The sequence below is a fragment of the Streptomyces sp. NBC_01235 genome (assembly GCF_035989285.1).
GTDB lineage: Bacteria > Actinomycetota > Actinomycetes > Streptomycetales > Streptomycetaceae > Streptomyces.
Map to the genome: position 1 here is coordinate 8,842,133 of NZ_CP108513.1, position 26,904 is coordinate 8,869,036.

The 26,904-nt window shown below is 70.7% G+C and carries 19 protein-coding genes; 3 read left to right on the forward strand and 16 right to left on the reverse strand.

Features of this window, described 5'->3' with window-relative positions; translation table 11 throughout:
- Positions 1 to 86 precede the first annotated feature (86 nt).
- The 5 genes from OG289_RS39815 to OG289_RS39835 all read right to left on the reverse strand — a co-directional run bounded on the left by OG289_RS39815 (position 87) and on the right by OG289_RS39835 (position 11,696).
- Complete coding sequence (locus tag OG289_RS39815; protein ID WP_327318862.1) at positions 87 to 3,860, reverse strand: hypothetical protein; 3,774 nt, start codon at positions 3,858 to 3,860, stop codon at positions 87 to 89.
- On the reverse strand, positions 3,857 to 6,310 hold the full coding sequence (locus tag OG289_RS39820; RefSeq protein WP_327318863.1) for a hypothetical protein: 2,454 nt from the start codon (positions 6,308 to 6,310) through the stop codon (positions 3,857 to 3,859). The genes OG289_RS39815 and OG289_RS39820 overlap by 4 nt, the downstream gene beginning before the upstream one ends.
- Positions 6,311 to 6,454: 144 nt before the next feature.
- On the reverse strand, positions 6,455 to 10,438 hold the full coding sequence (locus tag OG289_RS39825) for a DUF6603 domain-containing protein (RefSeq protein ID WP_327318864.1): 3,984 nt from the start codon (positions 10,436 to 10,438) through the stop codon (positions 6,455 to 6,457).
- Between the two features lie 40 nt (positions 10,439 to 10,478).
- Complete coding sequence (locus OG289_RS39830) at positions 10,479 to 11,204, reverse strand: hypothetical protein (protein ID WP_327318865.1); 726 nt, start codon at positions 11,202 to 11,204, stop codon at positions 10,479 to 10,481.
- A 171-nt stretch (positions 11,205 to 11,375) separates the two neighbouring features.
- A complete protein-coding gene (locus tag OG289_RS39835; protein WP_442819025.1) occupies positions 11,376 to 11,696 on the reverse strand; it encodes a hypothetical protein in 321 nt (106 codons plus the stop codon).
- A 126-nt stretch (positions 11,697 to 11,822) separates the two neighbouring features.
- Between OG289_RS39835 and OG289_RS39840 the strand changes: the two genes are divergently transcribed.
- A complete protein-coding gene (locus OG289_RS39840) occupies positions 11,823 to 12,185 on the forward strand; it encodes an IS110 family transposase (RefSeq protein ID WP_327318866.1) in 363 nt (120 codons plus the stop codon).
- A 67-nt stretch (positions 12,186 to 12,252) separates the two neighbouring features.
- Here the strand turns inward: OG289_RS39840 and OG289_RS49850 are convergent, their stop codons facing one another.
- The 11 genes from OG289_RS49850 to OG289_RS39895 all read right to left on the reverse strand — a co-directional run bounded on the left by OG289_RS49850 (position 12,253) and on the right by OG289_RS39895 (position 24,429).
- Positions 12,253 to 12,438, reverse strand: a complete 186-nt coding sequence (locus OG289_RS49850) for a hypothetical protein (protein WP_442819026.1) — start codon at positions 12,436 to 12,438, stop codon at positions 12,253 to 12,255.
- 366 nt (positions 12,439 to 12,804) lie between these two features.
- The gene (locus tag OG289_RS39850; RefSeq protein WP_327318867.1) at positions 12,805 to 15,186 is read right to left on the reverse strand and encodes a carbohydrate binding domain-containing protein; all 2,382 of its coding nucleotides are present in this window, start codon (positions 15,184 to 15,186) and stop codon (positions 12,805 to 12,807) included.
- On the reverse strand, positions 15,183 to 15,710 hold the full coding sequence (locus tag OG289_RS39855) for a hypothetical protein (protein WP_327318868.1): 528 nt from the start codon (positions 15,708 to 15,710) through the stop codon (positions 15,183 to 15,185). Before OG289_RS39855 ends, OG289_RS39850 begins: the two co-directional genes overlap by 4 nt.
- A gap of 65 nt (positions 15,711 to 15,775) precedes the next feature.
- The gene (locus tag OG289_RS39860) at positions 15,776 to 16,744 is read right to left on the reverse strand and encodes a glycosyl hydrolase (RefSeq protein ID WP_327318869.1); all 969 of its coding nucleotides are present in this window, start codon (positions 16,742 to 16,744) and stop codon (positions 15,776 to 15,778) included.
- 44 nt (positions 16,745 to 16,788) lie between these two features.
- Positions 16,789 to 18,315 carry an arabinosylfuranosidase ArfA gene (gene arfA, locus OG289_RS39865; protein WP_327318870.1) on the reverse strand — a complete coding sequence of 509 codons (1,527 nt, stop codon included), beginning with the start codon at positions 18,313 to 18,315 and terminating at the stop codon, positions 16,789 to 16,791.
- A 44-nt stretch (positions 18,316 to 18,359) separates the two neighbouring features.
- Positions 18,360 to 19,427, reverse strand: coding sequence for a lactonase family protein (locus tag OG289_RS39870; protein ID WP_327318871.1), 1,068 nt, complete (start codon positions 19,425 to 19,427; stop codon positions 18,360 to 18,362).
- A 46-nt stretch (positions 19,428 to 19,473) separates the two neighbouring features.
- Positions 19,474 to 20,448 (reverse strand): sugar kinase, encoded by a 975-nt coding sequence (locus tag OG289_RS39875; RefSeq protein WP_327318872.1) that lies wholly within the window; start codon positions 20,446 to 20,448, stop codon positions 19,474 to 19,476.
- Positions 20,445 to 21,116, reverse strand: a complete 672-nt coding sequence (locus OG289_RS39880) for a bifunctional 4-hydroxy-2-oxoglutarate aldolase/2-dehydro-3-deoxy-phosphogluconate aldolase (RefSeq protein ID WP_327318873.1) — start codon at positions 21,114 to 21,116, stop codon at positions 20,445 to 20,447. The genes OG289_RS39875 and OG289_RS39880 overlap by 4 nt, the downstream gene beginning before the upstream one ends.
- 99 nt (positions 21,117 to 21,215) lie before the next feature.
- Positions 21,216 to 22,037: a carbohydrate ABC transporter permease gene (locus OG289_RS39885; protein WP_327320949.1), complete on the reverse strand. Its 822-nt coding sequence runs from the start codon at positions 22,035 to 22,037 to the stop codon at positions 21,216 to 21,218.
- Positions 22,037 to 23,080, reverse strand: coding sequence for a carbohydrate ABC transporter permease (locus tag OG289_RS39890; protein ID WP_327318874.1), 1,044 nt, complete (start codon positions 23,078 to 23,080; stop codon positions 22,037 to 22,039). Before OG289_RS39890 ends, OG289_RS39885 begins: the two co-directional genes overlap by 1 nt.
- Entirely contained in the window at positions 23,077 to 24,429 is a 1,353-nt protein-coding gene (locus tag OG289_RS39895) for an extracellular solute-binding protein (RefSeq protein WP_327318875.1), read from the reverse strand. The genes OG289_RS39890 and OG289_RS39895 overlap by 4 nt, the downstream gene beginning before the upstream one ends.
- A gap of 497 nt (positions 24,430 to 24,926) precedes the next feature.
- Here OG289_RS39895 and OG289_RS39900 point away from each other — a divergent pair, with 497 nt between their 5' ends.
- Both OG289_RS39900 and OG289_RS39905 read left to right on the forward strand, forming a co-directional pair.
- On the forward strand, positions 24,927 to 25,976 hold the full coding sequence (locus OG289_RS39900; protein ID WP_327318876.1) for a LacI family DNA-binding transcriptional regulator: 1,050 nt from the start codon (positions 24,927 to 24,929) through the stop codon (positions 25,974 to 25,976).
- Positions 25,973 to 26,740: an SDR family NAD(P)-dependent oxidoreductase gene (locus OG289_RS39905; RefSeq protein ID WP_327318877.1), complete on the forward strand. Its 768-nt coding sequence runs from the start codon at positions 25,973 to 25,975 to the stop codon at positions 26,738 to 26,740. Before OG289_RS39900 ends, OG289_RS39905 begins: the two co-directional genes overlap by 4 nt.
- Positions 26,741 to 26,904: the final 164 nt, after the last annotated feature.

Genomic DNA, 26,904 nt, shown 5'->3' on the forward strand with positions numbered 1-26,904 from the left:
GATACGTACGTGTGTACTTGCGTCACGGGACCGGGACTGGTGGAACGGGGTGGTGCGGTGGCGCCCATGTGCTGCTGTGTGCGCCCTTACTCGTCGGGCTCGGGGAACAGCCGGAGCAGTCCTTCTTCGAGCGTGGGCGGACGGAACGGGAACTGTGCGTCCACCGGTGCCGCGGTCAGGTCGTACGGCGTCCAGGAGCCGCCCGGCGGCGGGGCCGGGCGCAGCCAGGACCAGGTGCCGTGCCGGGTGCTGGGCCGCGGGAAGGCGACGGCGCCGTCCTCGCCGCTGCCGCCCATGACCGGCCCGAAGCGGAACAGGGCCTGGAGCCGGCGCAGCGCGCCGTCGACATGCTGCTGCGCGACGGCGACGGAGGCCGTGGGGGTGATGCCGGTGACGGCGTGGACGCTCGCGCGCGGGTCGACCAGCAGCAGCAGCCGGGTGGGCGCGCTGTCGCCGAACGTCAGCTGGAGGTAGTTGGCCGATGAGGGCGGCTCGGGGGTGCCGGGCGGGCCGATCCGGACGATGAGGTCCTGGCCGTCGTCGGGGGCCGTCACACTGTCGAAGCGCTCGTAGTCGTAACCTCCGCCGGGCGCGGCCCGGTAGAAGCCGATCAGACCGTCGTCGCGGGCGGGCTGGTCGCCGAGGCGGACGGCGAACGGGTCGGCGGTGAAGGTGGGTGCGGGCGGGACGAGGCTGGCCTGCCAGCCGGTGGCGCGCAGCGGCGGGCCGTCCAGGGTCAGCCGCAGCCGGGCCTGGACCAGCGCCAGCGGCCGGCCGACGAGCGCGGACAGCGTCTGGTCGGTACGGCGGCCCAGCGGGTCGGTGGTCCACAGTGTGGAGTCGATGACATCGAGGAACGCGCTGAGGTTGGCCTCGCCGCTCAGCCGCCGCGAGCGCAGCAGACCGGCGATCACCGGGGCGAGCGCCTCCACCTCGCCGAGGGTGGTGAGGGCGCCGTCGGGCGGGGGTTCCCACTGGCCCCTGCGGGCGCCGGTGGCGTCGGTGAGGGTGCGGTAGCCGCCCAGGAACCGGCCCTCGGGGTCGTACAGCAGCAGACTGCCGTCGAGATGGTTGGGCAGCAGCCAGCCGGTGACGGGGCTGGGGTCGGCGGCGGTCTCCACCCCCCGGGTGCCGGTGGCGGCGTCGAGGAGGTCGAAGTCGAGCCGGGCGGGCTGGAGCGGGCGCGGGGGCAGTTGGGCGACGGCGGCGACGGTCGGGGTGAGGGAGGACTCGGTGGTCAGGGCGGTGTCGATGACCAGCGGGAAGTTGCGGTAGTCGTGCAGTCCGCCCTGCTTGAGGTCGGGGCTGACCACATCGAGGACCCGGCCGAACTTGTCGTAGAGGAAGAGGTCCGCCAGATGGATCTGGCCCTGCCGGGTCGGATGGAACTGCGCGCTCTCGCCGCCGGGAAGATACGGGACGCTGGTGACCCGGCCCCGGTAGCGGGCCGGCAGTCCGTCCTCGGTCGCGGCGTCGGGGAAGCCGGTGAGGCCCGCGACCTCGGAGAAGTGCCGGTCCTGGGCGGTGGGGCGGCGGAAGGCGCGGGTGTCCCGGGCCGCGATCCGGTCGTTGAAGCCGGTCAGTTCCTGGGCGAGGACCCCCCAGTCGCCGATCGCGCCCAGCCAGGCGTCTAGCCGGTCGCGCTGGACGTCGGAGCCGTGCCGGGTGACGAACTCCTTCAGCCGGGCGGCGAACAGGGTGCGCGGATGCGGGCCGAGGGCGGAGACACCCATCACGGCGATCTGCTTCGGGGCGGGTGCCGAGCCGGGGACATAGCGGTAGTCGGTGCCGTCGAACGCCCAGCAGCTCTGCCCGCCGACGGTGTGCGGGACATGGCTGTAGGAGGTCCGCCACTCCATGAACAGCGGCTCCCAGGGCTGGCCCCAGGGGTCCAGACCCAGCGCGGGCAGGGTGCCGGTGTAGTCGTCGGGGCGGTGCGCGGCGACGGCGGCGCCGACATCGGCCGTGGACACCCCGCCGCCGCTCCCGGCGAGGGCGGCGGCGTTGCCGGGGTCCAGCAAGAAGTACTCCGTGAGCAGCCCTGCCACCTCGGACGGAAGCCCGGCGAGCCCCGGAAACGCCGGCATCGGCCCCTGACCGGGTGCCGCGGTGAGGGTCCGGTCCCGGACCGTGAGGGCGCTGGCCAGCGTGGCCGGGCTGCCGTCGGCGACCGGCCGGGTGGGAACGGGCCGGTCGGTGACGACGGCGTCGGACGGGGGCATGATCCCCGACACGCTCACCACGGGGTTGACGGCGTGCCAGTACGCGGGCCGGGGCACCGCCTTGAGCGTGGCGCCCTCGGGCAGTCCCTTGGCCGCGGCGAAGGCGCTGATCCCGGCGGCCAGCGCGGCCTGGGCGTGGGGGTGCCGGGCCGTGGTGTCCGGCTGGGGCACCCGCGCCGCCAGCGTCCGCGCCTGACCGGTCCGCTCCCGCAGGGTGTGCGCGAGGGAGCCCGTGCGGCTGGGGTCCAGTTCGGCCTGGAGGTCCTCCTGGTCCGGCGCTCCCACGGGTGGCGGGTCCAGGATGCCGAGGAGACCCTGCTTCAGCCAGAGGGAGTTCAGCCGCCACTGGAGGTCGTACACCTCACCGAGGAGGTCGTCCAGCCGGTTCTGGTCGTCGTTGAGGGTGGACAGCCAGGCGGGCGGGACGAACGGCGGTGGAGGCGGGCCGTCAGGCGTCTGATCGGCCGGCGGTGGGGTCACCGTCCACCGGTATCCCCCCGACGAGGCGCCGAACGACGCCGCGTGGATCCCGCGCCGGACCCGTTCGTCACCGCCCTTCTCGTCGGCGACGGCCAGTAGATCGTGCAGGAACGCCCGCAGCAGCTGGATGTCCTCGGCGGCGGGGCGGGCGCCGGTGGCCTTCAGGGCGTGAGCGGCGAGCGCGGTGAACGCGTCCTCGGTCGTACTGCCGAGGGAGACATTCAGCGCCCCGCTGTCCTTCACGGTGTGCAGTGGGTCGGGGGAGGGCGGGTCGGACGCCGCCGGGTCCCATCCGACGGTCAGCGCCAGGCCCTGGTAGAGGCTGCGCACGGCCGGGGTGAGGTCGCCGTCCAGTACGGGGTTGCCGGTGAGCCGGGGGTCCTGCCAGCCGAGCTGGGCGAGGAGACCGGCGTAGGAGGTGTCCGGCGGGAGCGTGGCGAGGACATCGGCGCCCGGATCGGAGTACCAGCCGACGACCTGGTACCCGAGAGTGTCCGCCCCGAGGACGTCGGAGAGATCGTCGAGGAAGGAGAACACATTGGTGTTGTGCGGGGTGTAGGTGGTGAAGTGCGGGTCGCCCGCGCTCATCGCGGTGAGGAACAGCGGGTCCCGCCCGGCCCGTTCCGACCACGGGGTGTCATCGGTGTGCGGGAAGGCCAGCCCGATCGAGACCTGGACCGACTTGGACGTCCGGGCGCTGCGGTAGGGGTCGGCGCTGGCCCGCCAGGCGTCCAGGGTTTCGGCGCCGACCAGATGGGAGCTGGACTCTTCGAGGACATGCCCCCGCTGGGCGGCGTACGAGGTGTGCGGGCAGTCGCTCTCGATCACCCAGGCCCTGACCCGACGCCGGGCGCCGCCGCTGAACCGGGTGACCAGCCAGCGGTTGGGCAGCAGCGGGTAGGCGACCTCGCCGGTGGCCGGGTCCTCCACACCGTGGCGCAGTCCGCGCGGCAGCGTCCAGTGCAGATGCACCCCGGTGTGCCGGAACAGGGGGTCGTCGCTCTGGCGGTCCCCTTCGTCCGGCTCGGGGCTGATGTAGTCGCGCAGGGCCAGGTAGTTCTGCCGCCAGGTACGGAATCCGTCCCGGCGCAGCACCGCCTCAGTCACCACGAGCGCGTCCAGACCGATCGGTACGACGAGGGCGGGGCGGGTACTCATACGGGGGCTCCTCCAGTCGCCGGGAACCGGTCCCCGTCCGGACCGTCGAAACGGATCGCCTCGGGCACCTTGACCAGTTGCAGGGCGAGATCGGCCGGGCCGACCGTGCCCACGGAGGTGCCGTGCGCGCGGTCCAGGGCGCCGGTCAGCGCGGTGACCAGCGAACCGACGTCCAGGACGCGGACGTTCGGGTCGGCGGACGGCCGCAGATGGCGCAGGACGTCGAAGGTGACGTCCGTGCCGAGCTGCTCGCCCAGCGGCAGCCGGGGCCCGGCGTCCGGCAGCAGACTGCGCAGCGGGATCCGTCCGTCGTCCTCGACCCCGAAGCGGAACCCTTCCTGGGGTTCGGCGAGTTCGACGGTCGCGGGCACCCCGTTGAACAGGCACAGCAGCACGGATGACGAGAGATGCTCCATCCGCAGCACCGGCAGCGGCGCGCCCGCCGTGTCCACCGCCCGGACGGCGAGATGGGGCCAGCCGGAGACGAGGGCGGAGCGGAGCAGCAGGCCGGAGACGGTGCCGAGGGGGTCACCGGGGTCACCAGGGCCGCTGGGGCCGCTGGGAACGCCGGAGTCACCGGGATTACCGGGACCGCCGGGATCCTTGGGATCGCCGGGCCCGGCGTCACGCAGCGTGTCCCGGTGCCGGGCCGCCGCCCCCGCCACCTCCGCCCGCACCACCGCGGCCACGATCTCGTCCTGGAGGGTGTCCCGGCTCGACTGGGCGCCGATCCCCAGCGCCCCGCCGATCAGCGCGTCCCGCCAGTTCGGGTCGGTGTGGAAGAAGCGCAGCGACTCCGGCGGCAGCATCCGCGCGTCCGGCACCAGCCGGGTGAACGGCACCGGTATGAGCAGCAGCAGCCGGGCCAGCCAGTCCACGACCGGCGTGAGGCGTTCCCTGAGTCCGGCGTCCTCGTCCAGCGCCCGCGTGACGGCCGTACGGGCCACATCGGAGCGCAGGAAGACGTCCAGTTCCGCGCTCGGATCGCCCGGCGCGGGCTCGGGCGCGGGCGGCGACCAGGGGTCACGGGGCCGGGCGGGCGTCGCCCCCAGGGCGCTGAGCAGCGGCCCGTCGAGCAGCGCCCCGAACGCGGCCCGCGCGGACCGGGGCGGGCCGGACGAGTCCCCGCCCCCGGAGGGCAGATGGCTGCTGGTCTCCTGGTGGTAGAGGGTGTCGACCAGATCGTGCGTGGCCCGCTTGAAGGCGATCAGATGCTGGACGTACGCCGCGTCGGCCAGCGCCAGCGACCGGCCCGTCTCGAACGCGGTGGCCAGCGACACGTCGAAACTGCCCCAGGCGGGGTCGTAGGCGAGCAGGGCGTCCGCGGTGGTGGCGGTCGCCACCCGGTCCACGGCCGCGGGCAGTACGGGGGTGAGCGGCCCCCGGTACCAGCCGAAGGTCTGCTCGCCCGACCGGGTGCGGTACGGCAGCGGCACATAACCGTCGCCGATCCGCCGGGCCACCTGCCGCCGGGCGGCCGGAGTGCCGTCACTGTCCCGGTACGGGGAGGGCAGCCGCAGCCACATCTCCTCGCGGGTCGCCCGACGCGAGCCGTCCGGAGTGCGGGCGAGCCCTTCGGCCAACGCCCGGAAGTGCGCGTCGCCGTCCGGGTGCGCCCAGAACGACCAGCTGCACAGCGACAGCAGCGCCACCGACGTACGGCCCTGGAAGTCCGGGGTGCCGGACCCGAGCAGCCGCTCGTGGCCCTCCAGGGAGACCAGGTGGACGATGTTCTTGGTGCGGTCTTCCGGGGGCGAGCCGGGCGGCGCGGCGGCCGGGAAGCGGTGCGCGACGACCACCGCGAACAGCCCGTCCTCCTGGATGCCCAGGATGGGCCGGTCCCCGGTGTTGGCACCCCGGCAGTGCGCGAGATACGGCAGATCCGCCAGCCGGGGTGTCACCTCGGGGAACACGGCGGCCGGAATCCGGATGACCTCGCACGGATCGTCCTGCCCGATGTCGGACTCCAGCGGCAGCGCGGGCTTGAGCACCTCCGGGTCGTCGGCGAGAAAGGCGCCCACGGTCGTCGACTCGGCCCGGGTCGGGGCGGTCGTCCCGCCGATCAGCTGGTCGTCGGTGAGCACCAGCAGCGCCAGCCAGGGAGTGCCCCGGTCCGCCACGCGCAGCTCACGCTCCCACGGCAGCATCGGATCGCCGAGCACCAGATGCGGCAGCTCCTCGGCGAACCGTCCCTCGGAGGAGTCCGGCGGCTGCCGGGCCACCACGGTGGTCGTGTCCACGGCGACCTGCGGTGCGCGCACGGTGAACCGCTGCACGGCCCGGAACGAACCGCCGACCACCTGGGCGCCAACCGAGGGGCCGGTGCACAGGGTGTGCGTGGCCTCGATCCGGTAGTCACCGGCGGGCAGGGCGGGCAGATAGTGGTCGTGCAGTTCGATGTCTCCGATCGGGATGGTGTCCCGGGCGGGGTGCTGCGGGCTCGCGCTCACGTCCGGCTCCGTTGCTTGGGTGCGGGTGCGGGTGCGGGTGCGGGTGCTTGGGCGTGGGAGAAGGGGGCGGGCACCGGCCGTTGGGCCGGGGTTTGGCGCCGGTGGCTTTCGGTCGGGGTCCTGCGGCGGTGGGCCCGTCGACCCTCACCCGGGGTTCTGCACCAGCGGCGCCCGGCGGTAGAAGTGCGCGGCCCCCGCCGCCAGCGCGGTCAGTCCGTCCCCCGGGTCCTTGAACAGACCGGCGTCGGCCAGTGCCGCGCACATCTGATCGCGTCCGGTGCGGGCCGGACCTCGGTCGGTCTGCCCGATCCGCGCCACGCACGAGTCGTCGGCCACCGAGACGTAATCGCGGTCGGCGACGGGGGACGAGGACAGCGGGGCGAGGCCGGGCGGGATCTCCTCCGCGCTGTACTCGCCGAGCGGGAACACCCCGCGTGAGCCGGCCAGTTCGGGCCGGGGCGCCTGGATGTCGTAGCCGACCGGGCGGCCGGTCAGCACCTCGGCGCCGGGCGCGTCCGGGGTGTGGCTGAAGGGGGAGGGCGGGGCGCCCCACAAGGACGCGGGGAGATTGTGGGTGCGGGCGGTGGCGGTCCAGCCGTCCATCGGCGCGGGCGCGTCCTCGAAGTACAGCCGGAGCCGGTGCTCACCGATGAGGCCGGTGCGGTTCATGGGGCGGACGTCGACGCCGGGGGTGTCCTCGGCGGCGGGGGAGGACAACGGGTCGTCGCCGAGCCGCAGATGGCTGGCCGGCACTGCGGACTGGGTGAAGAACCGCAGGTCACGGGCGCGGGCGTACCACACCTTGCCGCTGTTGCCGGGGTCGTGGCCGCTGTCCTCGGCGGTCTTGTCGATGCCGTTGACCGGGCCGATGGTGATGACGTCGGCCGGTTTCGGCAGCATGCTCGCGAAGTCGTCCCAGCCGAGCGCCTCGGCGTCCGCCCCGGACGGACCGGGACCGAAGCTGATGGTCTTGGAGAAGCCCACGAAGTGCGCGGTGACCGAGCCACCGGTCGGCGGCCCCCACAACTCCAGACAGGCCCCGACGGTCACACTGATCGTCTTGTGGATGATCCCGATGTTGACGGTGTACGAGGCGCCGATGCTCACCGAGATCCGGGCGGTGAAGAAGAACGGCCGCCAGGACAGCAGCACATCCGCCTGGGCCGTGAACCAGGCCCGGAAGTCCCCCGCGTGGAAGACGATGCTCAGCCGCCCCCCGGCCATCGCGCACGACGGCGTCACCGCGAGATACGCCTGCGCGGTGATCGTCAGATTGCTGCTCACCGCCCAGTTGATCCCGAGCCGCGGCACGTCCGGGTAGGCGGCGGGCCGCCGGAACGACGGGTGATAGCCGCCGAGGGTGACCACGAACTGCCCCGCGTTGGGGTTGGACCCGAACCACACCGACGCGGCGAACCCCCCGGTGAGATGACAGTCGGGAGTCAGCACGTACGACACCGGCGCCAGTTCCGCCGCCAGCTCGAAACTCCCCGCGAGGGGCCGGATCACCGCCTCCAGCCCCAGTTCCGCGTACACATACGTACGGGTCGCGGACTCGGCCGGCATCGGCAGCTGAAGCGTCGCGATGCCCAGCACGGCCAGCGCGAGTTCATCACCGAACTCGGCGGCCAGCAGCACCTTGGAGTTGACCACCTCGGCGACGCTGAACTCGATCCCCAGGGCCAGCCAGTACGCCCCCTGGCGCGGCGCGATCCACTTCCGCGCCGGACTGCCGGGTACGGCGGGCGTCCGCCCCTCCAGCACCTCCAGCATCCCGGACGGCTTCAGATCGGCGTCCGGCCCCTGCTTGTTCAGGGCGAGCAGCGGGAACCCGGACACCTCGCGCGGGGTGGGCAGCGTCAGCTCCCGGTTGAACCCGAACCCCGCCATCAGCCCCGTGATCAGAATCGGCGGCGCGGCCACGATCGGCGCCTCGACCTGAGCGAACACGAACAACGACGGCTTCCCGTCCGTGAGCTGCGCGTACGAGCCGACTGCCGCGAGCGAGAAGTCCGGCACGGCGACGGTGGCCGTCCCGTCGTACTGGAACGCCACGCCCTCGTCCAACTGGTCGTCGGGAAGGTGCAGCAGCGCGCCCTCGATCTCGATCGGCGGCGCGGCATAGCCGATACCGACACCGTCGAGCCGGAACGCCGGCGCGAACTTCTCCAGCGACGACCCGACGGCCAGCCCGTCGAGCGACATGACGAGAGGCCCGAGCTGAATCCCGGCGTCGAGGCCGAAGAGCAGCGTGTTGTGCTGGTAGATCACCCCGACGCGGTTGATCTGGACGACACCGATGGTCTTCTGGACGGTGATCCAGACGCCGGCGGAGGAACGGGACGGGGCGCTGCCGGTGGGGGCGTTGGCCTGCGCGGGGGCGCTGGGGGCGCTGCCGTTCGCGGCGGCGGTCGTGGGCAGACCGAGGGCGACGGGTGTGCGCTCCTTCCCGATCCGCAGATCGGCGAGCGCGGCGGGACCTGCCTTCAGTCCGCCCGCCGGCAACTCCACGACCTGCGCCTTGGTGAGCAGGGTATTGACACTGCCGATGGCGGCGGCGTCGATCACCCCGGAGGAGTACAGAACCTGGAGACTGTCGACGGCGAGACTGCCGCCGATCTCGGCGAGAAACCCTCCGACCAGCGGAAGTTCCGCGAGATCGATCCCGGCGGACAGATCGATGCCGACACAGAACTGCGCGGGGCCGCTCTGCGGCTTGACCCGGACGAACTTCGCGTCCTTCAGCTCGATGTGCAGACTCTCGGGGATGTCGGCGGCGAGATCGGCGGAGAAGTGGGCGACCCAGTCGCGCAGGGTGACTTTGGTGTCCGCGTCCTCGGGAGAGTGGTAGGTGGCTATGAGGAGGTCGGTGCCGGTCTTCTCCTCGTCGAGGGTGATGTCGAAGGTGAAGTCGTCGACGGTCAGTTTTCCGCCGTAGCGGGTCGCGGTGTCGTCCCGGGTGACGGTCAGACCGAGTGAGGCGATGATCCCGTCGGCGATCGTCAGCTGCCCCTGACAGAGGAAGTCCACGACCTTGGTGCCGGTGGTGTACGAGAGCCAGAGGCTGGTGAGTTCCAGGGACTTCAGCGGCTGGGGGACATCGGGAAGGCGCAGGGCGCCGATGACGTCACCGATGCCGATCTCCCCGGCGGCGATCCCGCCGCTGAAGGTCCAGCCGCCGGTGGCTCCGCCGTTCTGGGCGGCGGAGACCTCGATGTCGATGGAGTGGCCGAGGGAGATGGTGCCCGAGGCCATGGCCACGAACTTCGAGGCCGGGTCGTAGTACAGGGACAGGGACAGAGCCGTCAGGGTGAACGGACCGATGTCCCAGCCGTCCTTGACCGTCATGGTGACGAAGTACCCGTCGCCGAGCAGGGCGTCGACGCGCAGTTCACTGGTGGTCAGTGACTTGGGTATCTCGTCCACGGGTATGCCGAACGAGCCCAGCAGCGAGCGGACGTTGATCGGCTTCCCGTCGTGCGGTGTGCCTTCGACGGTCAGGTCGGGCAGCCACAACGCGATGTCCAGCGCGAGTCCCCTGAGGTCGAGCGCGGCGACGACCGCCATGGACGTCACGTCGTAGGCGGCCGGTTCGGCTCCGTCCTTGCGGGACAGCCGGTAGTCGAATCCGGCGACATCGCGGGCCGCGAAGTCGAAGGTGCGCAGCCCTTCTCGCGCGTTCTGCCACAGGGACGCGTCGCTGAGGAGTCCGCCCAGCTTGTCCAGTTCATCGGTGAACGCCCCGGGCTTCCGCGGGCGTACTTCGGCGGTGAGGCGTCCGTCCTCGCCTTCGGTCACGGTGGCCACCACGTCGACGGCATCGAGGGCGCCGCTCAGGATCAGGCTGACGGTGCCGTCCGCCGTCACGGTCACGGTCACGCCGGTCACCGCGAGGGTGACATGACCGCCGACCGGCCAGGCGGTGGACGAACAGGTGAGGGCGAGCGTCAGTTCGGTGTGCCCGCCGTCGATCTCCGCCGGGCCCGAGCCGGCCGCTCCCTGACAGGTGCCGTTCGGGAACGTGGCCAGCATGTCCGTCAACGGGGTGGGGAGCGCGGTGTCCGTGGTGCGCAGGGCCGGCGGCTCGCCCAGGCCGGTGAGATGTGCCTGGAGAGCGTTGAGATCCATGGAACTCCCTCTGTCGGGTCGCGGTACCGGTGATGTCCGGCTAGCGGCAAGGGGCGCCGTCTCCCATGATCTCTTCGGCTTCTGGCTGGGTCACATCACGTTCCTTGAATTTCAGGGTGACATTCTCCCGGTGGGCTCTCTTTGACAGGCCGTCCCATTCGTTGACCGCCCAGCTGAACGACAGGTTGTTCGCCGGATCGATCGCGGTGGTCTGGGGCCATGGCATCGGCCAGGTGGCCATAAAACTCTCGCAGAACCCTCCGAATCTGGCCATCTCCGCGGTCATTCGGACGACCCTGTGGAATGCACTTTGGGCGGCGTTCCAGGGTGGGGGTCGGTTGCTGTTCCCCTGGGACAGCAGGTCGGTCAGATAAGTGTGGAGAGACCGCAGATCTTTCTGCAGCGTGTAGCCGCTCAATGTGGGAGTCGCAGCGTCTGCCGTGTAGCGGATCGGAATACGTACGTTCGGACCGGCATCGGCGAGCTCCTGAGGGCGCATCCCCGCGGTCTTGTCGACGGCGAGGTAGCGTTCGGCGTTGTTGTGCAGAAGAACCGACCATCCCTGGAGGTACAGACTCTGTTTCAGGAAATAGAGACGGACCTCCCCGACGTCCAACGTGACATCGACGCGGAAGAAGCGTGCATCACCCGAGCTGCGCGAGATGTGTGTTGCGTACCTTTGGCGGAGGAACTCGATCATATTGCGATAGTGATCCTTGAACGGCTTGCCCAAGTCGTAGGCATGAATGTCCTCAGGCGCAACCATTCCGCAATCCCCCCACCGGATTGTGCACCGCCCTGGCCCGCTACAGGCTCTCCGCTGATCGACGGAACGCGCAAGCCTCCGACGGGCCGGGGGAGAAGTTTTCGGACATGTGGCGAAAGGTACGGGTTGCGCCGGACGGCACCCCGAGGGCCAGGACGGGCGAAGATCCGCTCAGAGCCGGCCGGGCACCACGAAGATCCCCCAGGTCATCAGCGGAGCGATCACCGTCATGCCAAACCCCCAGGTCATCAACCGCCGGAACACCGCGTCCCGTTGCTCCTCGGGCGCATTCGCCGTCACCAGAGCACCGCTCGTGGAGATCGGCGAGGAGTCGACCACCGACGACGAGATGGCGAGCGCGGTCACCATCCCCACCGCGCCGACCTCACCGGCCGGCAGAAACGGGACGGCGAGCGGGATGAGCGCGCCAAGGATGCCCGTGGTGGAGGCGAACGCCGAGACCACCGCGCCGATCGCGCAGATCAGCAGCACACCCAACTGTTCCGGTACGACGCCTGCTCCGCGGGCCCGCCGTCGTCGCCCTGTGGGGGTGGTGGTGCTGGGCGTGGACGCGCACCGGGACGCCCATGTGGCTGCGGTGCTCTCCTTGACGGGGCGGTGCTCGCCACTGACGAATTCCCGGCCACCGCACCTGGATACCGCGATCTGCTGAAGTGGGCCAGGAAGTCGGGAACCGTGGGGCGGGCCGGGGTGGAGGGGACCGGCTCCTATGGGGCGTCCCTGTCCCGCTATCTGCTGGCCCAGGGCGTGGATGTGTTTGACGTGAATTGGATGGACCGGGCGGATCGCCGGCGGCGCGGCAAATCGGATCCGCTCGATGCCCAGAATGCGGCGCGAGCCGTGTTGAGCGGGCGGGCCCGCGCCCGGGCCTTATTACTGCTGATCCCGCTTTGCGGGAAGAACTGGCCGGACTGGGCAATGCCGAACTTCTCCGTACCTGTGCGCGGTTCGCGGACGTGAGCAGTTGCGAGGAGGTCGGCGAGGAGGCGGTGCTGCAGGCCACTCGGATCACGTCGGGTTGGCCGGTTCACCGGATCGGACCGGACACGGCGGTCACGTTGCTGATCACGGTGGGGGACAACCCGGAGCGGCTGGACAGTGAGGCGTCCTTTGCCACGCTGTGCGGGGTCATCCCGTCGAGCGCTCCTCGGGACGTCGGCAGTTCCGTCGCCTCAACCGTGGCGGCGACCGTCAGGCCAACGCCGGGCTCCACCGCATCGTGTTCTTCAGGAGGAGAACGCTGGAACTGCTGGGGGATCTCATTTGCGGGAACCTCGGTGCGGACGTCCCTCAGGGTGATGCCGAGCCACGCCAGGACACTATCGGGCCCACTCGCTGGCTCAGCGGCTGCAGGACATGTGGCGGCCCGGACGTCACGTCGTCGCTGCACTGTTCGACGCCGACTTGTTCGACCGCTGCTGAATCGGATCTCTCGGGTGCCCGTTTTCGCAGGTGGGAGCACCGAGGTGCGGTGGCACGCGCGCTGCCCCGGGCTCCGCCGATCCTGTGGGGAGTGGCGGAGCCCGGGGCAGTGAAGTGAGTCAGTGCAGTGCGCTTTCCCACGCCCACCGGGTGTTGTTCACTGCTGGGTCAGGGTGACCTCGTCGCAGTAGCCGTCGCCGCTTCCGGAGACGAGGTGGCAGTAGACGCGAGCGGTGGTCACGCCTGCTCCCGTGGTGAAGGTCGTCGACTGCTTCGAGTAGGTGTTCAGCGTGGTCGAGGCACTCGCGACGGCGGTGCCGTTGTAGAGCTTGGCCTCCAGTGCCGTCGTGGTGCCGGCGGTCTGGCTCGCGAGCGCGCCGGTCAGCCGGTAGGTCGTGTTCGGCGTGAGGTTGTAGACGATCTGCCACAGGGAGCCGCTGCTCAGGGACGAGTTCGTCAGCGCGGCGGCGTTGCCGTTGGACGCGGTGCTCGTGAGCGAGTAGTCCCCGTTGCGCCAGGGCACGGTGTGGCCGGACTCGAGGTTGCCGTTGACCACATAGTTCTTGACGGGGGTGACGGCGAGGTCGTCGCAGTAGCCGTTCCCCGTGCCCGAGCTCTTGTAGCAGTACAGCCGCGCGGAGTTGGCCGTCGCCCCGGTGGTGAAGTCGGCGGAGACGTACGTCCAGGCGGTGCCACTGGCGCTTGCCGTCGTTTCGAGGCCGCCGGTGTTCTTGACGCCGACGTTCATGACCTCGCCGGCGACGGCGGACTTCACCCAGCCCGAGACGCGGTACGTCGTGCGGGGCGCGACGGGGACGGACTGTTCGACGGAGGCGGGCGACGGCCCGACCCGGACCGCGTAGGTTCCGGTGTGGGCGCCCGAGTTCACCACCGAGGCGGAGTTCCACGGGCTCCACGCCGTGAGCGAACCCTTCTCGAAGCCGAGGTTCTCGTTCGCGAGGCAGGTCGCGTCGGAGGGCGCGCTGTACTGGTCGGCGCCGATGTCGGGTGCGCAGACCGAGGGGACTGTCGAACCCCAGTAGTCCTGGCCGCCGTTGCCGGGGACGACGACTCCCGCGCCGATCGCCGGGGACGATGCGGTGAGCTGGTAGCCCGCGACGCTGCCGATGCCCGTGCCGCCGCTGCCGGGCGAGACCAGAAGCGGATCCGCGGTGATCTTTCCCGGGTCGGACGGCTCACTGGCAGGGTGGTTGCCGTAGAAGAGGTTGTTCCGCCAGGAGAAGTTCGAGGCGGGCTGGCCGGTGGTGTAGACGTAACCGCCGCTGCCCAGGTTGTAGATGATGTTGTTGGCGAGCGTGAGGTCGTTCCAGGCGCCTGTGACCTCGAGGACGTTCGCGGTGGATCCCGAGGGAAGGTAGATCGTGTTGTTGTAGAACGCGGAGTCCTGCGATCCGTCCATGGTGATGACGCGAAGACGGTCGTCCTCGCTGACGTTGTAGCGGACCGCCGCGTTGCTGGCGAGGTGTGACCCTCCGCCGCAGCCGCAGAAGAGGATGAATCCGCCCGCGTTGTCGTGGCTGTAGTTGTACTGGACGACGGTGCCGTCCTGACCGTAGTCGACGTCGAAGCCCTGGCCGTCGGTGTTCCCGGAGTTCTTCTGGGTCCCGTACGCCTCGTTGTACTGGATCACGGTGCCGTCGGAGTCCCAGGCCCAGATGCCCGCGTTCGCCGAGTTCGCCTTGGCCGCGTTGTAGACCACGTTGTGCTCGATGACGGCGTTCTGCGACATCTGCACGACAATGCCGTCGCCGTCCGTGTCATGGACGGTGTTGTTCTTGACGACGACGCCGGTCCAGGGTGTCCAGGCCGGAGTGTTGCAGCCGATGGACGGCCGGCACAGCCATGTGCTCGACATGTTGATGCCGCTGCGGGCGACGTTGGCCACCGTGTTGCCGTCGATGTCGACGTCGTTGAAGATGCTGGGCGTCGTGGTCCCGAGAACGGCGAAGAGAATGCCGGCGCTGCCGTCGACTTCCTTCGACTGGTCTCCGTTCACGTCGTGGATGTTGAGGTTGCTGATCTTGTAGTGGTCTCCGGTGCCGTAGTTCTCGAGCACCACGTAGACACCGCGCCGCGCGTTCGCCCCCTTCACGGCGCCGGTGTTCGTCACCTCCAGGTTGGATATCTCCCAGTACTCCTGGTTGTAGAGGTAGACCGCGTCAGTGCCGCCGCCCCCGGCGATGACCGGCAGGGCGCCGGTGCCGTAGGCGTCGATGGATATGGAACCGCCTGCCGCGCTGCCCGAGCCCAGCGGGTGCAGGGTGCCGGAGCAGGTCGTCCCTCTCTTCAGCAGCAGCTGGTCGCCGGGGGCGAAGGTCGTCGCGTTGGGGCCCGCCAGTGAGTTCCACGGCGATCCGGAGGTGCCGGTCCCGTTGGTCGGCGCCGAGCAGTCCACGTAGTAGGCCGTGCCGGCCGCGTGGGCCGGCGCGGCCGGCGTCAGCGCTACCGCCGCGCAGGCGAGCAGCATCGTGACGACCGCGCTGACGAAGAACCGTTGAGTCTCTCTTACGTGTCTCATGGTGACTCTTTCCGTACGACATTGTCGGAAGGGGTGGAAGGGGTGGATGGGCTCGCCGTGACCTTGCGGAGCGCGGCGACGATCGCCTGGGTGGGAGCGGCGTGGTTCGACCAATCGGCGGCCACGTGTCCGTCGGCGCCGATCAGCAGTGTGTGGAGCCGTCCGTCCGCGGACAGCTGTGTTCCGGCGAAGGCGGAGTCCGCGGCGACCACGAGTTCGGGCCGCACGGCCCAGTTCGCCGCGAAGTTCTGCAGTGCGGCGTCGGTCGTATGCCCGTCCGAGTCGCTGATGAGGACCCGGACACCGGGATACTGCAGCGCCACGCTCTTGAGCGACGGGATCTGGCTCCGCGCGGCCGCCGCGTCGACATCGCCCTGGTCGTCGATGGGAAGGGCGGACACGACGGTCGGGCCCGATACGGCGATCCGTTTCCCGTCGAGCAGGGTCACACCTGAGTCGGCCGGCGCCTCGGCCTGGCACGCGGTGACGAAGAGCAGCGCGGCGGCGAACGGGATCACTCGCATGAGGTGTGCTGCCGAATGGAAGGGCGGGCGTCGGCCTCGCGCGATCCGGGGGCGATGGACTCGTGTCACCGGACCGGCCCTTCGAGAGGCAGGACGGGGGCCTCAAGGGCTTCGTCGCGGTCGCACACGAGGGTGTCCCCGTTCACCCGCAGGCGGGCGACCTGGATCGAGCTTCGCCGGTCGGCGTAGCCGTCGTCGGGTACCGCGCCCTCGGGTACCGCGCCCTCGGCGGATCGCCCCGGGTGCGTGAAGTAGAAGACGAAGGCGCCGAGTTCGCTGGTGACGACATCGGCGTGGAACCCGTAGGACGCGTCGTCCGTGCCCTGCCCGGGGCGGTCGAGAAGGAGTCCTCGCGGTTCCCATGTCTGAAGGTCCCGCGAGCGAAGAACCCTCTGGCCGTGCCATTCGTCGACGAGCATCCAGTAGCTGCCGCCGAGCTCGAACACGTTCGGGCCTTCGTGCGCCGAGCACTCGACGGCAGGGCCCCGGACGGTCCACCGCGCCAGATCTTCGCTGTCCGCCGCGTAGGTGTGTGCGTGATCGGCCTCGTCCTTGTACCACATGCGGTAGCCGCCCGAGGGGAGCCGCAGGACGCAGGCGTCGATCACTCTCTCGGACGAGAGCGACAGGGTGGAGTGGTAGGTCCAGGAGAAGAGGTCGTGGCTCGTGTAGTGGCGGATCACACGTGCGTGGCCCTCCCACCGGGTCGGGACACCGCGGATCACGCTGACGAACATGTGGTACTCGGTTCCGTCGTCGACGATCTCCGGGGCCCAGTAGGTGTGCCGCCCGGGCTCGATGTCCAGCCCTTCGGCGATTCCCCGGTACAGCCAGGTGGCTCCGCCGTCCGAGGAGGACGCGATCCCGATGTCGGTCCCGTGCACCCAGCTCACGTCGTTCATCGGTGGCGCGTCGGCTCGTCGGCTCGTGTAGAACATCCACCACTCGCCGGCGTGCCGGTTCCAGATGACGGTGGGGTCGGTCGCGCCGTCGTGAACGGGGTCTCGGAACAGAGGTTGGGGAACGGCTGTCATGGTTCTTCCCGGGCGTGAGTGCGGTGGCGTCCTATGACACCGAGTCAGTTCTGACGGTTCGTCAGGCGGATCATGTTCCAGGAGAGCGGTTCGAGTTCGGCGTGGAGGACGCCGCCGGTGAGGGTGGTGCCGGTGGCGGCGTGCGGGGTGACCCGGTCGGGCCGGTCCGCGGTGTTGACGGCCTCCGGGTCGCCGTCGGCCAGGGTCAGGTGTTCGACGACGGTGCGGGCGTCGGTGCCGCGCAGGTCGATCTCCAGCGGCAGGACCGTGTCCTGGCCGCGGTTGACGGCGAACACGGTGATGTCGCCGGTCTCGTCGTCCAGCACGGCGGTGGCGTGCAGCAGGGGTACGTCACCGAAGCGGGCGGTGGGGTACGTCGGGCTGTCCACCTCGACGCGCAGCACCCGGCCGCGTCCGTGCGCCGATGCCTGGGCGAAGGGGTAGAACGTGGTCTGCCGCCAGGCCGCGCCGCCCGGTTCGGTCATGATCGGCGCGATGACGTTGACGAGCTGGGCGAGGGAGGCCGCGGTGACCCGGTCGGCGTGTCGCAGCAGGGCGATGAGCAGTGAGCCGAAGACCACGGCGTCGGTGACGGTGTAGACGTCCTCCAGCAGGCGCGGCGCCTGCTGCCACTCCTCCACATGGTGCGGGTTGGGCCGCTTCTGGTACCAGACGTTCCACTCGTCGAAGGAGAGGTCGATGTGCTTCTTCGCCTTGAGGCGGGCCCGGACGTGGTCGCAGGTGGCGACGACCGACTCGATGAAGTGCTCCATGTCCACGGCCGAGGCCAGGAAGGAGTCGCGGTCGCCGTCGATCTCCTCGTAGTAGGCGTGCAGGGAGACGTGGTCGACGAGGTCGTACGTGGCCTCCAGCACCGTCGCTTCCCAGGAGGCGAAGGTCGGCATGGATGAACTGGAGCTGCCGCAGGCCACCAGCTCGAGGCCGGGGTCGACCTGTCGCATGGCGCGGGCGGTCTCGGCGGCGAGGCGCCCGTACTCCTCGGGCGTCTTGTGGCCGGTCTGCCAGGGGCCGTCCATCTCGTTGCCCAGGCACCACATCCGGATGCCGTACGGCTCCTTGCCGCCGTGGGCGACGCGGCGGTCGGACAGTTCGGTGCCGCCGGGGTGGTTGCAGTACTCCAGCAGCCGTACGGCGTCCTCGACGCCGCGGGTGCCGAGGTTGACGGCCATCATCGGCTCCATGCCGGTCTTCCCGCAGAAGTCCATGAACTCGCCGAGTCCGAACTCGTTGGTCTCGGTGGACTTCCAGGCCAGGTCCAGCCGGCTCGGCCGCTCCTCGCGCGGGCCCACGCTGTCCTCCCAGCGGTAGCCGGAGACGAAGTTGCCGCCGGGATAGCGGACGGTGCTGACGCCGAGCTCCCGGACCAGCTCCAGGACGTCCTGGCGCAGACCGTCCGCGTCGGCCGTGGGGTGGCCGGGCTCGTAGATGCCGGTGTAGACGCAGCGGCCCATGTGCTCGACGAACGATCCGTACAGACGGGGGTTGACGCTGCCGACGGCGAAGGCCGGGTCGAGGGTGAACCGTGCGGGGGAGGTGCCGGGGTGGGACATGACTGCCTTTCGAGCAAGTGTTTCGAGCACGCAGGGGAGCGCGGTCAGAACGCCAGTGCGCAGACCACCGAGGGAGCGGGGACCGGGGGGTGGGGCTGGGTGAGGGTGCCGCCGTCCCCGACCCGCAGGGCGGCGAGGGTGCCGCTGTGCTGGTTGGCGACGAGGAGGTGGCCGGCCGCCAGGGTCAGACCGCGTGGCCAGGAACCGCCGGCGGGGACCTCGCCGACCGGTTCCAGGGCGGTGCCGGTGAGGCGGAACGCGGCGACCGTGTCCGCGCCGCGGTTGGTCACCCATACGAAGTGTCCGCAGGGCGAGGCGACGATGCCGCCGGGCTGGTTGGTGACGTCCGGGGTCGCCGTGGCGGGTACGGAGGAGAGGGCCGTCAGGATGCCCGTGGCGGCGTCGTAGCGGTGGCAGGTGACGGTCGAGGACAACTCGTCCGCGCTGAACACCAGGTCACCGTCGGGGGAGAAGGCGAGGTGGCGGGGTCCGGAACCCGGGCGCGACGGGTTCACCGCGACCCGCTCCAGGATTCCGGTGTGGGTGTCGAGCCGGTAGGTGAACACCGCGTCCGCACCGAGGTCGGTGGCCAGGACGAAACGGCCCGCCGGGTCGAAAAGGACCTGATGGGCGTGGCTGCCCTCCTGCCGCCCGGTGACCGGTCCCGACCCCTGGTGGACGACCAGGTCGGTCGCCTCCAGCAGGCGTCCGTCCGGGCCGAGCCGGTGCACCGCCACGGTGCCCGGCGCGGTGTCGCTGCCGTAGTTCGCGGTCAGCAGCCACCCGCCGTCCGGGTGGACGGTGAGGTGGCACGGGTTCGCCCCGCCGCTGCTCACCGGGTCGCCCAGCGGGGACAGGGCGCCGTCGCGGGAGACGGCGCTGACGGTGCCCGTCTCGCCCTCGTTCGTGCTGTAGACGACGTCGAGCGACGGGTGAGCCGCCAGGAAGGAGGCTCCGCTGACGGGCAGCGGCTTCACCTCGTCGTCGTACGTCAGCCGGCCGGTGCCGGGGTCGAGGTGCAGGGCGGCGACGCCGGGGCCTTCGCCGCCGGAGTCCGGAGTGTAGGAGCCAGTGAGGACGGGGATCGCGTCGGTGGAGGGGCTTGAGAGCATGGGTGGTCCCGAAAGTGCTGGTGCGGTGGCGTACGGGGAGGAGGTGTCAGCGGACGATGTCGTCGTGGTGGTCGAACAGGCCCAGTTCGGAGCGGCGGGGCAGGCCCTCCCAGTCGCCGGCGGTGCTCACCGCGAAGGCGCCGAGCAGGGCGGCGGTGTGCAGCCGCCGCTCCGGGGGCTCGTCCGCGAGGAGTTCGGCGAGGTACCCGGCGGCGAAGGCGTCTCCCGCGCCCACCGAGTCGTGGACGCGGACCGGTATCGCGGGTTGCCGGTAGGACTGTCCGTCGAGCAGTGCGTACGCCCCTTCGGCGCCGAGCTTGATCACGGCGCCGGCGGGTCCGAGGGCGCAGATGCCCTTGGCGAGTTCCTCCGGCCCCTCGGTGTCTGGCACGACCAGGGCGGCCTCGTGCGGTCCGGCGAAGACCAGGTCGCTCCTGCGCAGCAGGGGCAGCAGGGTGCGCCGGGCTTCGTCCTCGCTCCACAGCAGGGATCGGAAGTTGATGTCCAGGGAGACGGTCACCCCGGCGGCGGCGGCGATGTCCACGGCACGGGTCACGGCCGCGGCCGGTCCCTCTCCGAGCGCCGGGGTGATGCCCGTGATGTGGAGGACCGCCGCCCCCGCGACGACGTGCTCGGGGATGTCGTCGGCGATCAGCCGGGCCCCTGCTGTGTGGGTGCGGTAGTAGCGCGTACGGCTGTGGGTGGTGGTGCGATGTTCCTTCAGCAGGAGGGAGGTGGGGGCGGGGTCGCGCGCGGCTACGACGTCGACCCCTTCGGCCCGTAGTTCCCGCAGGACGAGTTCGCCGAGTTCGTCGTCGCCCACCCGGCCGATCCAGGTGGCGGATCCGCCGAGGCGGCTGACGCCTATGGCGACGTTCGACTCGGCGCCGGCGATTCCGAGGCGCAGTGTCGTGCCGAGCGTGAACGGGCCGGGGCCCCGGGCGCCCATGACGGCGAGGACGTCGCCGACGGTCACGAGGTAGGACTCGGGCTCGGAGTCCGGGGGTGAAGTCGTGCTCACGCGGTCGCCTCCCCGGCCCGCACGGTGGCCCGTACCGCGTCCAGCAGGGTGCGCGCCCTCGTGGTGAGGGCGTCCAGTGCCTGCGCAGTCGGGTCCTGGTCCGCCCCGCGCAGCAGCGGGGAGCCGATGCCGACGGCGCAGGCGCCCGCGTCGAGGTAGTCCCGCGCCTCGTCGAGGCCGACGCCGCCGACTGCGACGAGTGGGATGTCGGGCAGAGGCGCCCGCAGCTGGCGCAGATGTCCGGGACCGCCCGTGCTCGCGGGGAACAGCTTGACGGCGGCGGCGCCCGCCTGCCATGCCTGGGACACCTCGGTCGGTGTCCAGGCGCCCGGGTAGCACGGGATGCCCCGGTCCGCCGCGTGCCGGACGACGGCGGTGTCCACGACGGGGGCGACCAGGAACTCCGCTCCCGCCGCCAGCGCGTCGCGGGCCTGGTCGCCGGTGATCACGGTGCCGGCGCCGATCGCGACGTCGGGGCCGAGTTCCGCCCGGATGCGGGTCAGCGCGTCGAGTGCTCCGGCGGTGGTGAGGGTGACCTCCAGGCAGGTGACGCCGCCGGCCGCGAGCGCCCGGGCCACGGCGGGCAGCCCGGAGGCGTCGGCCGCCCTGAGGATGGCCATGACCCGGGTCCGCCCGAGCTGCGGGGTGAGGGCAGGACGCTCCGTCATGACCCCACCGCCGCGGAGGACGTGAGGCTTGCCTGGGTGTCGGTCATTGCGAAGTTCCTTTGCGGCGAGGTGCGTTGGTGAACACGAGTCAGACGTGGGTCACTTGAGTCCGGAGGTGGCGACGCCGGCGACGAAGCCCCGCTGCACGATCAGGAACAGCGCCAGCACCGGGACGACGTACATCACCGCGCCCGCGGCGACCAGGTTCCCCAGCGGTGAGCCGTGCGCGTTGACGTAGCCGTAGGCGAGCTTGACCGCGAGGGTGGTGTGGGCGTCGTCCAGCAGCAGGGCGGGCGCGATGTAGTCGCCCCAGGTCCAGCTGAAGGACAGGATCAGGCTGGTGGCGATGACCGGCCAGGACTGGGGCAGGAAGATCCGCCAGAAGATGCGGATCTGCCCGCAGCCGTCGACGATCGCGGCCTCCTCCAGCTCCTTGGGCATGTTCGAGAAGAACTGCCGGAAGAGGAAGATCAGGTAGGGGGCGCCGCACAGGCCCCACAGCACCCACGGCACATAGGTGTTGGTGAGGTGCATCTTGGCGAACAGCAGATACGTCGGGATGAGGGTGAGGATCTGCGGCAGCATCATCGTCGACAGCAGAACGTTGAAGATGAGCTTCTTGCCGGGCGCGTGGAGGCGGGCGAATCCGTAGCCCGCCCACGCCGAGGCCAGGGTGACCAGTACCGCGTACACGGTGGCGATCGTCAGGGAGTTGCGGGCGTAGCCGAAGTAGTCGATATGGGTCAGCGCGTCACGGAAGTTGCTCAGGTTGGGGTGGTGCGGCCACCAGTGGACGGGCAGGGCGCGCAGCTCGTCGGGGGCTTTCAGAGCGGTGTCCAGCAGCCAGGCGAACGGGCCCAGGAAGAGGACGAGGGCGCCGACCAGCAGCATGTAGACGGCACTTCTGCGGCGGAACACCATCACTTGCCTCCGAGCGTGCGTGGCCGGGACGGCTTGTCCGGCTCCGGGTCCACGGCGTAGAAGACCGCGCCCTTGCTGAGTTTGAAGACCAGGAAGGTGATGGCGACGATGATCAGGAACAGCACCCAGAGCATCGCGGAGGCGTATCCGTAGCGGCCGTTGGCGAAGTACTGGGCGAACACGTGGATCATGAACAGGTAGTTGCCCTCGGGGACGGCCGTGACGCCCCTGGGGGTGGGGTCGAGGGAGATCAGCAGTGGCAGGAAGCTCTGTACGGCGGCGATGATGCCGGTGATGACCTGGAAGAACAGCACCGGGGAGAGGAGGGGAAGGGTGATCCGGCTGAAGGACTGCCAGGTGTTCGCCCCGTCGATGCGGGCGGCCTCGTACAGCTCTTTGGGGACGTCCTGCAGCCCCGCGAGTGAGACGATCATGGCGTTGCCGGCGCCCCACAGGGTGAGGGTGACCAGGACCCAGCGGGCGTAGGGGTCCATCAGCCAGCTGATGCCGTCGAGGTTCAGGGCGTCCAGGGCGCCGTTGGCCGCGCCCGAGTCCCGGTCGAAGATCAGCTTGAAGGTGAGGGCGGCGCCGACCGGCGGGACGACGGCGGGCAGGTACAGCAGGGTGCGGAACACTCCGCGAGCCCGGATCGGCTGGTTGACCAGGATGGCGAGCAGCAGCCCCGCGGCGAGCGTCAGCGGCACGGTGATCGCCGTGAAGATGCCGGTGCGGGCCAGGGAGGACATCGTCTCCGGGTCGGTGAAAACCTCCCGGTAGTTGTCCAGGCCGACGAAACGGGAGTTGTTCGAGAGGCCGTCGGCGTTGGTCAGGCTCAGCCACAGCGCGTAGCCGAGCGGGAAGGCCGTCAGGGCCAGGAAGCCGAGCACCCACGGGCCTGCGAACACGTAGAAGGACAAGGCCCGGCGGCTGGACAGCGAGCGGCGTCCGCGGGCGCTGTGCGCACCGGTGCGGGGCCCGGGCCGGGCGGCCGCCTCCCCGGAGGGAGACGGCGCGCCCGGCGCGGTGATCTGTCCGGTGCTCACCCCACGAGCTCCTTGCCCTGGGCGAGCTGCTCGTTCATCCGGGAGTTGAGCGTGTCGGCGACCTTGCCGGCGGGCGTCCCGGACTTCACGGCGCCCGGCAGGACCTTGGTCAGCACGCCCTCCAGGGCGGCCTGCTGGGCGTACGGGGTGAAGCTGAGCACCGAGAAGTGCGGCAGCTCCTGCTCCTGCACCTGGAACGCCTGCTTCTGGAAGGCGTTGGTCTGCGGCATCTTCGAGCGCAGCGACGTCAGCGAGGGAATGCCCCAGCCGCTCGCCGCGCGGTCCTGGGCGGGCTTGCCGCCGAAGTACCACTCGAAGAACTTCCAGGACGCGTCCTTGTTCTTGGCGTCCCTCGGGATCCAGAAGCCGGTGGCGCCGAAGCAGGAGCTGACGCGGTTGGCGCCGAGCTGCGGGGCGGGCGCGAAGCGGGAGGCTGCCGCGAGTTTGGGGTCACCGCCGATGAGGCCGCCGAACCAGTAGCCGTTGCAGCTCATCGCCATGCGGTTGGCCTGGTAGGTGGGGCCGTCCCAGCCGTCCGGGTTGGGGTTGGTGACGCTCGGGCCTATGTCGGCCTTCGCGTAGTCCAGATACCACTGCAGCGCCTTGAGCGCTTCGGGGGAGGAGAAGTCCACCGTGGCCAGGTCCTCGGCGAACAGGCTGCCGCCGGCGGAAGCGGTCATGCCCATGAGCTGCGGGAAGACGCCCATGCCGGTGGCGTTGAGGCCGTAGACCTTCACCTTGCCCAGGCGGCGCTTGACCAGCTTCTTGCCCAGGTCCAGCCACTCGTCGCAGGAGATCGGCTCGGTCGCGCTCGGCACGTCCAGTTTCGCGGCCTCGAACAGATCGGTGCGGTACCAGAACATGGAGTCCTGGGAGTAGTCCTTGGCCATGCCGTAGCGCGGTCCGGCGCCCTGCTTCTTGCCGTCGTAGCGCCACACGTCGTTGACCGGGTCGAGGTCGGAGACCTTCAGCGCCGAGCTCTTGGCGAAGTACGGGTCGAGGTCCGTCATCAGGCCGCGGGCGGCGAAGTATGGGGTCTCGGTCGCGCCGAAGCCGCGGACCACGTCCGGCGGGTTCTTGGCGGCCAGCATGGCGTTGAGCTTGGTGGGGTCCCAGATGATGACGTTGATGTTCATCCCCAGCGCCTCTTCGGCAGCCTTGAGGGCGTTCTTGTCCCACTCGTTCTGCACCGTCATCACGGTGAGTGTCGTCTTACCGCTCCCGGACCCGTTCGCGGTGTTGCCGACGGAGCCGGCGCAGGCGGACAGTGCGGACGCGCCGAGCGCGGCACCGGCGGAGACGGCGAGGAAGCGCCGCCTGTCGAGAGACGTCGTCTTTGACGTGGGCATGCTAATGGGCCTTTCGTGCGGGACGTACGCGAATGCGGGACGTACGGCGGCTGCGGGACGTACGAGGGGCGTGGCGGCATGAGGGGTTGCCGCGGGAGGCGAATGGCAGGGCGGGCGGCCGGCAGAACGCCGGCGCGCTCGGCGGTGGTGCGAGATGCCCCGGACCGAACGCATCCGTCTGCGTGGACGGGTGGGCGGACCGGAGTGGCGGGGACCGCGGGTGCGACGGTGATCGCTTTCGCGGTGAACCCGGGGGCGGGGCGGCTCCTCGGCCCAGTTGACTGAAGGTCAGCTGTGGCCGACATCTTGCGTTTCCGATATGACCGGTTTCTTAGGTTCTGCTCAGACTTATCGCTTATTTCTGTCTGAGGAAACCGGTTGACTGGAACTTTCGCGAACGTTAAGTTGCGTTGCCAGAAGGTGTCAAGAGGTCAGAACACGTCACTCTCGGCCCGCACCAGCGGAACCAGGGCGACACCTACCGGAGGGGGGAGCACGTGCCGGAACAGCCCGTCCGTGCCAGGCTCGTGGATGTGGCACACGCGGCCGGGGTCTCCAAGGCCACCGTGTCCAAGGTGCTCAACGGCCGGCAGGACCTGTCCGTGCGGCCGGAGACACGCCGACGCGTCCATGAGGCCGCCGAGGCACTCGGCTACCGGCCGCACTCCGGGGCCCGGGCCCTGGCCGGCGCCAGCACCCACGCGCTGGCCCTGCTGGTCCCCGCCCTCGCCAACCCCACGTATGTCACCATCGCCCGCGGCGCCTATCAACGTGCCCGCGAGCTGGGCTATCTCTCCCTGCTGGCGGAGGACTTCGACGGGCAGGAAGCCGACGAGTCCTTCCACGACCTGGTGCAGGAGGGTCGGGTCGACGGGCTGCTCATCGCCTCGGCCCGCCCCGGCCATCCCCTGCTGGACGCGCTGAGCCGCAGCGCGGTCCCGCACGTCTTCCTCAACCGCTCGGTCGAGGGCTCCGGCCGCAACGTCACCATGGACGTCGCCCGCTCCAGCGTGACCGCGCTCGACCACCTGCACGGCCTCGGCCATCGAGTGGTCGGCCACATCGCGGGCCCGCCCGGGATCACGCCCAGCGAGGTCCGCAAGGAGGCGTTCCTGCGCCACGCCGACGCACTGGGACTGGACGCTGCTCCGGTCGCCTCCGGGGACTTCACCGAGGACGGCGGCGGATCCGCCGCACGGGAACTGTTGCACCCCACCGACGGTGGCGAGCGCCCGCCGGTCACCGCCCTCTACACCAGCTCACTCGCCCAGGCGATAGGCGCCATGGCCGCGATCAGGGACCTCGGCCTCAGGATCCCGGAGGACGTCTCCGTGATCGGCAACGACGACCTGCCCGTGGCCGCGCACCTCCATCCCCCGCTGACCACCGTCGCGATGCCCCTGCACGACCTGGGGACCGCCGCGGTGGACGCCCTGGTGGCCACTATCGAGGGCACGCCGGTGGGCGACGTCGTCGTACCGACCGAGCCGCGGCTGGTGCTGCGCGGCTCCACGGCCAGACCAGCACGACCAGGAGAAACGCCATGACCGTCGCCGCCGCACCGGCACGTTTCACCGGCCATACGGCCCTGCTCACCGCGGCCGCCTCCGGCATCGGGGCGGCCACCGCCCGCCGGCTGGCGGCGGAGGGAGCGTCCGTCCTGGTCACCGACGTGGACGCCGAGGGCGCCCATCGCGTGGCCGAGGAGATCCGCGCCGAGGGCGGGCGGGCGTGGGACCGTCCCCTCGACGCCACCTCGCCTACGGAGTGGGCCGCGGCCGTCGCCGACGCCGAGTCCTGGACCGGACGCCTCGACGTGCTCCACCTCAACGCCGGGCGCAACCTGCCCGGAGCGGCACACGAACTCGACGACGCCACCTGGCACGACCAGCTGCGGCTCTCCCTCGACTCGGTGTTCTACGGCGTCCGGGCCGCGGTGCCGCTGCTCAGGACGGCCAGGGGCGCCGTGGTGATCACCTCGTCCGTGCACGCGGCCCTCGGCTTCAAGGGCTATCCCGCGTACGCGGCGGCCAAGGGCGGGATCGACGCCCTCGTACGCCAGCTGGCGGTCGAGTACGGGGGTCAGATCAGGTTCAACTCCGTCCTGCCCGGAGCCGTGGTCACCGCCCTGTGGGCCGGGGTACCCCACGAGTACAAGGCGAAGACCGCCGCGCGCACCCCTGTCGGCCGGCTCGGCGCCCCCGAGGACATCGCCGCCGCCGTGGCCTTCCTCGCCTCCGACGACGCCTCCTTCGTCACCGGCCAGAACCTGCTCGTGGACGGTGGCCGCAGCATCAGCTCCCAGGAGTAGGACGCCGCGCCCCGGCCGTTCCGGGCCGGCAACACGCTGCCGCGCTCCGGCCGTTCCGTGCGACCGACCGACCGACCGACCGACCGACCGACCCGACCCGACCGACCGCCCCGACCGACCGCCGACCGCACGCCCGGTCAGCGCCGGGCACGATCCGACCGCCG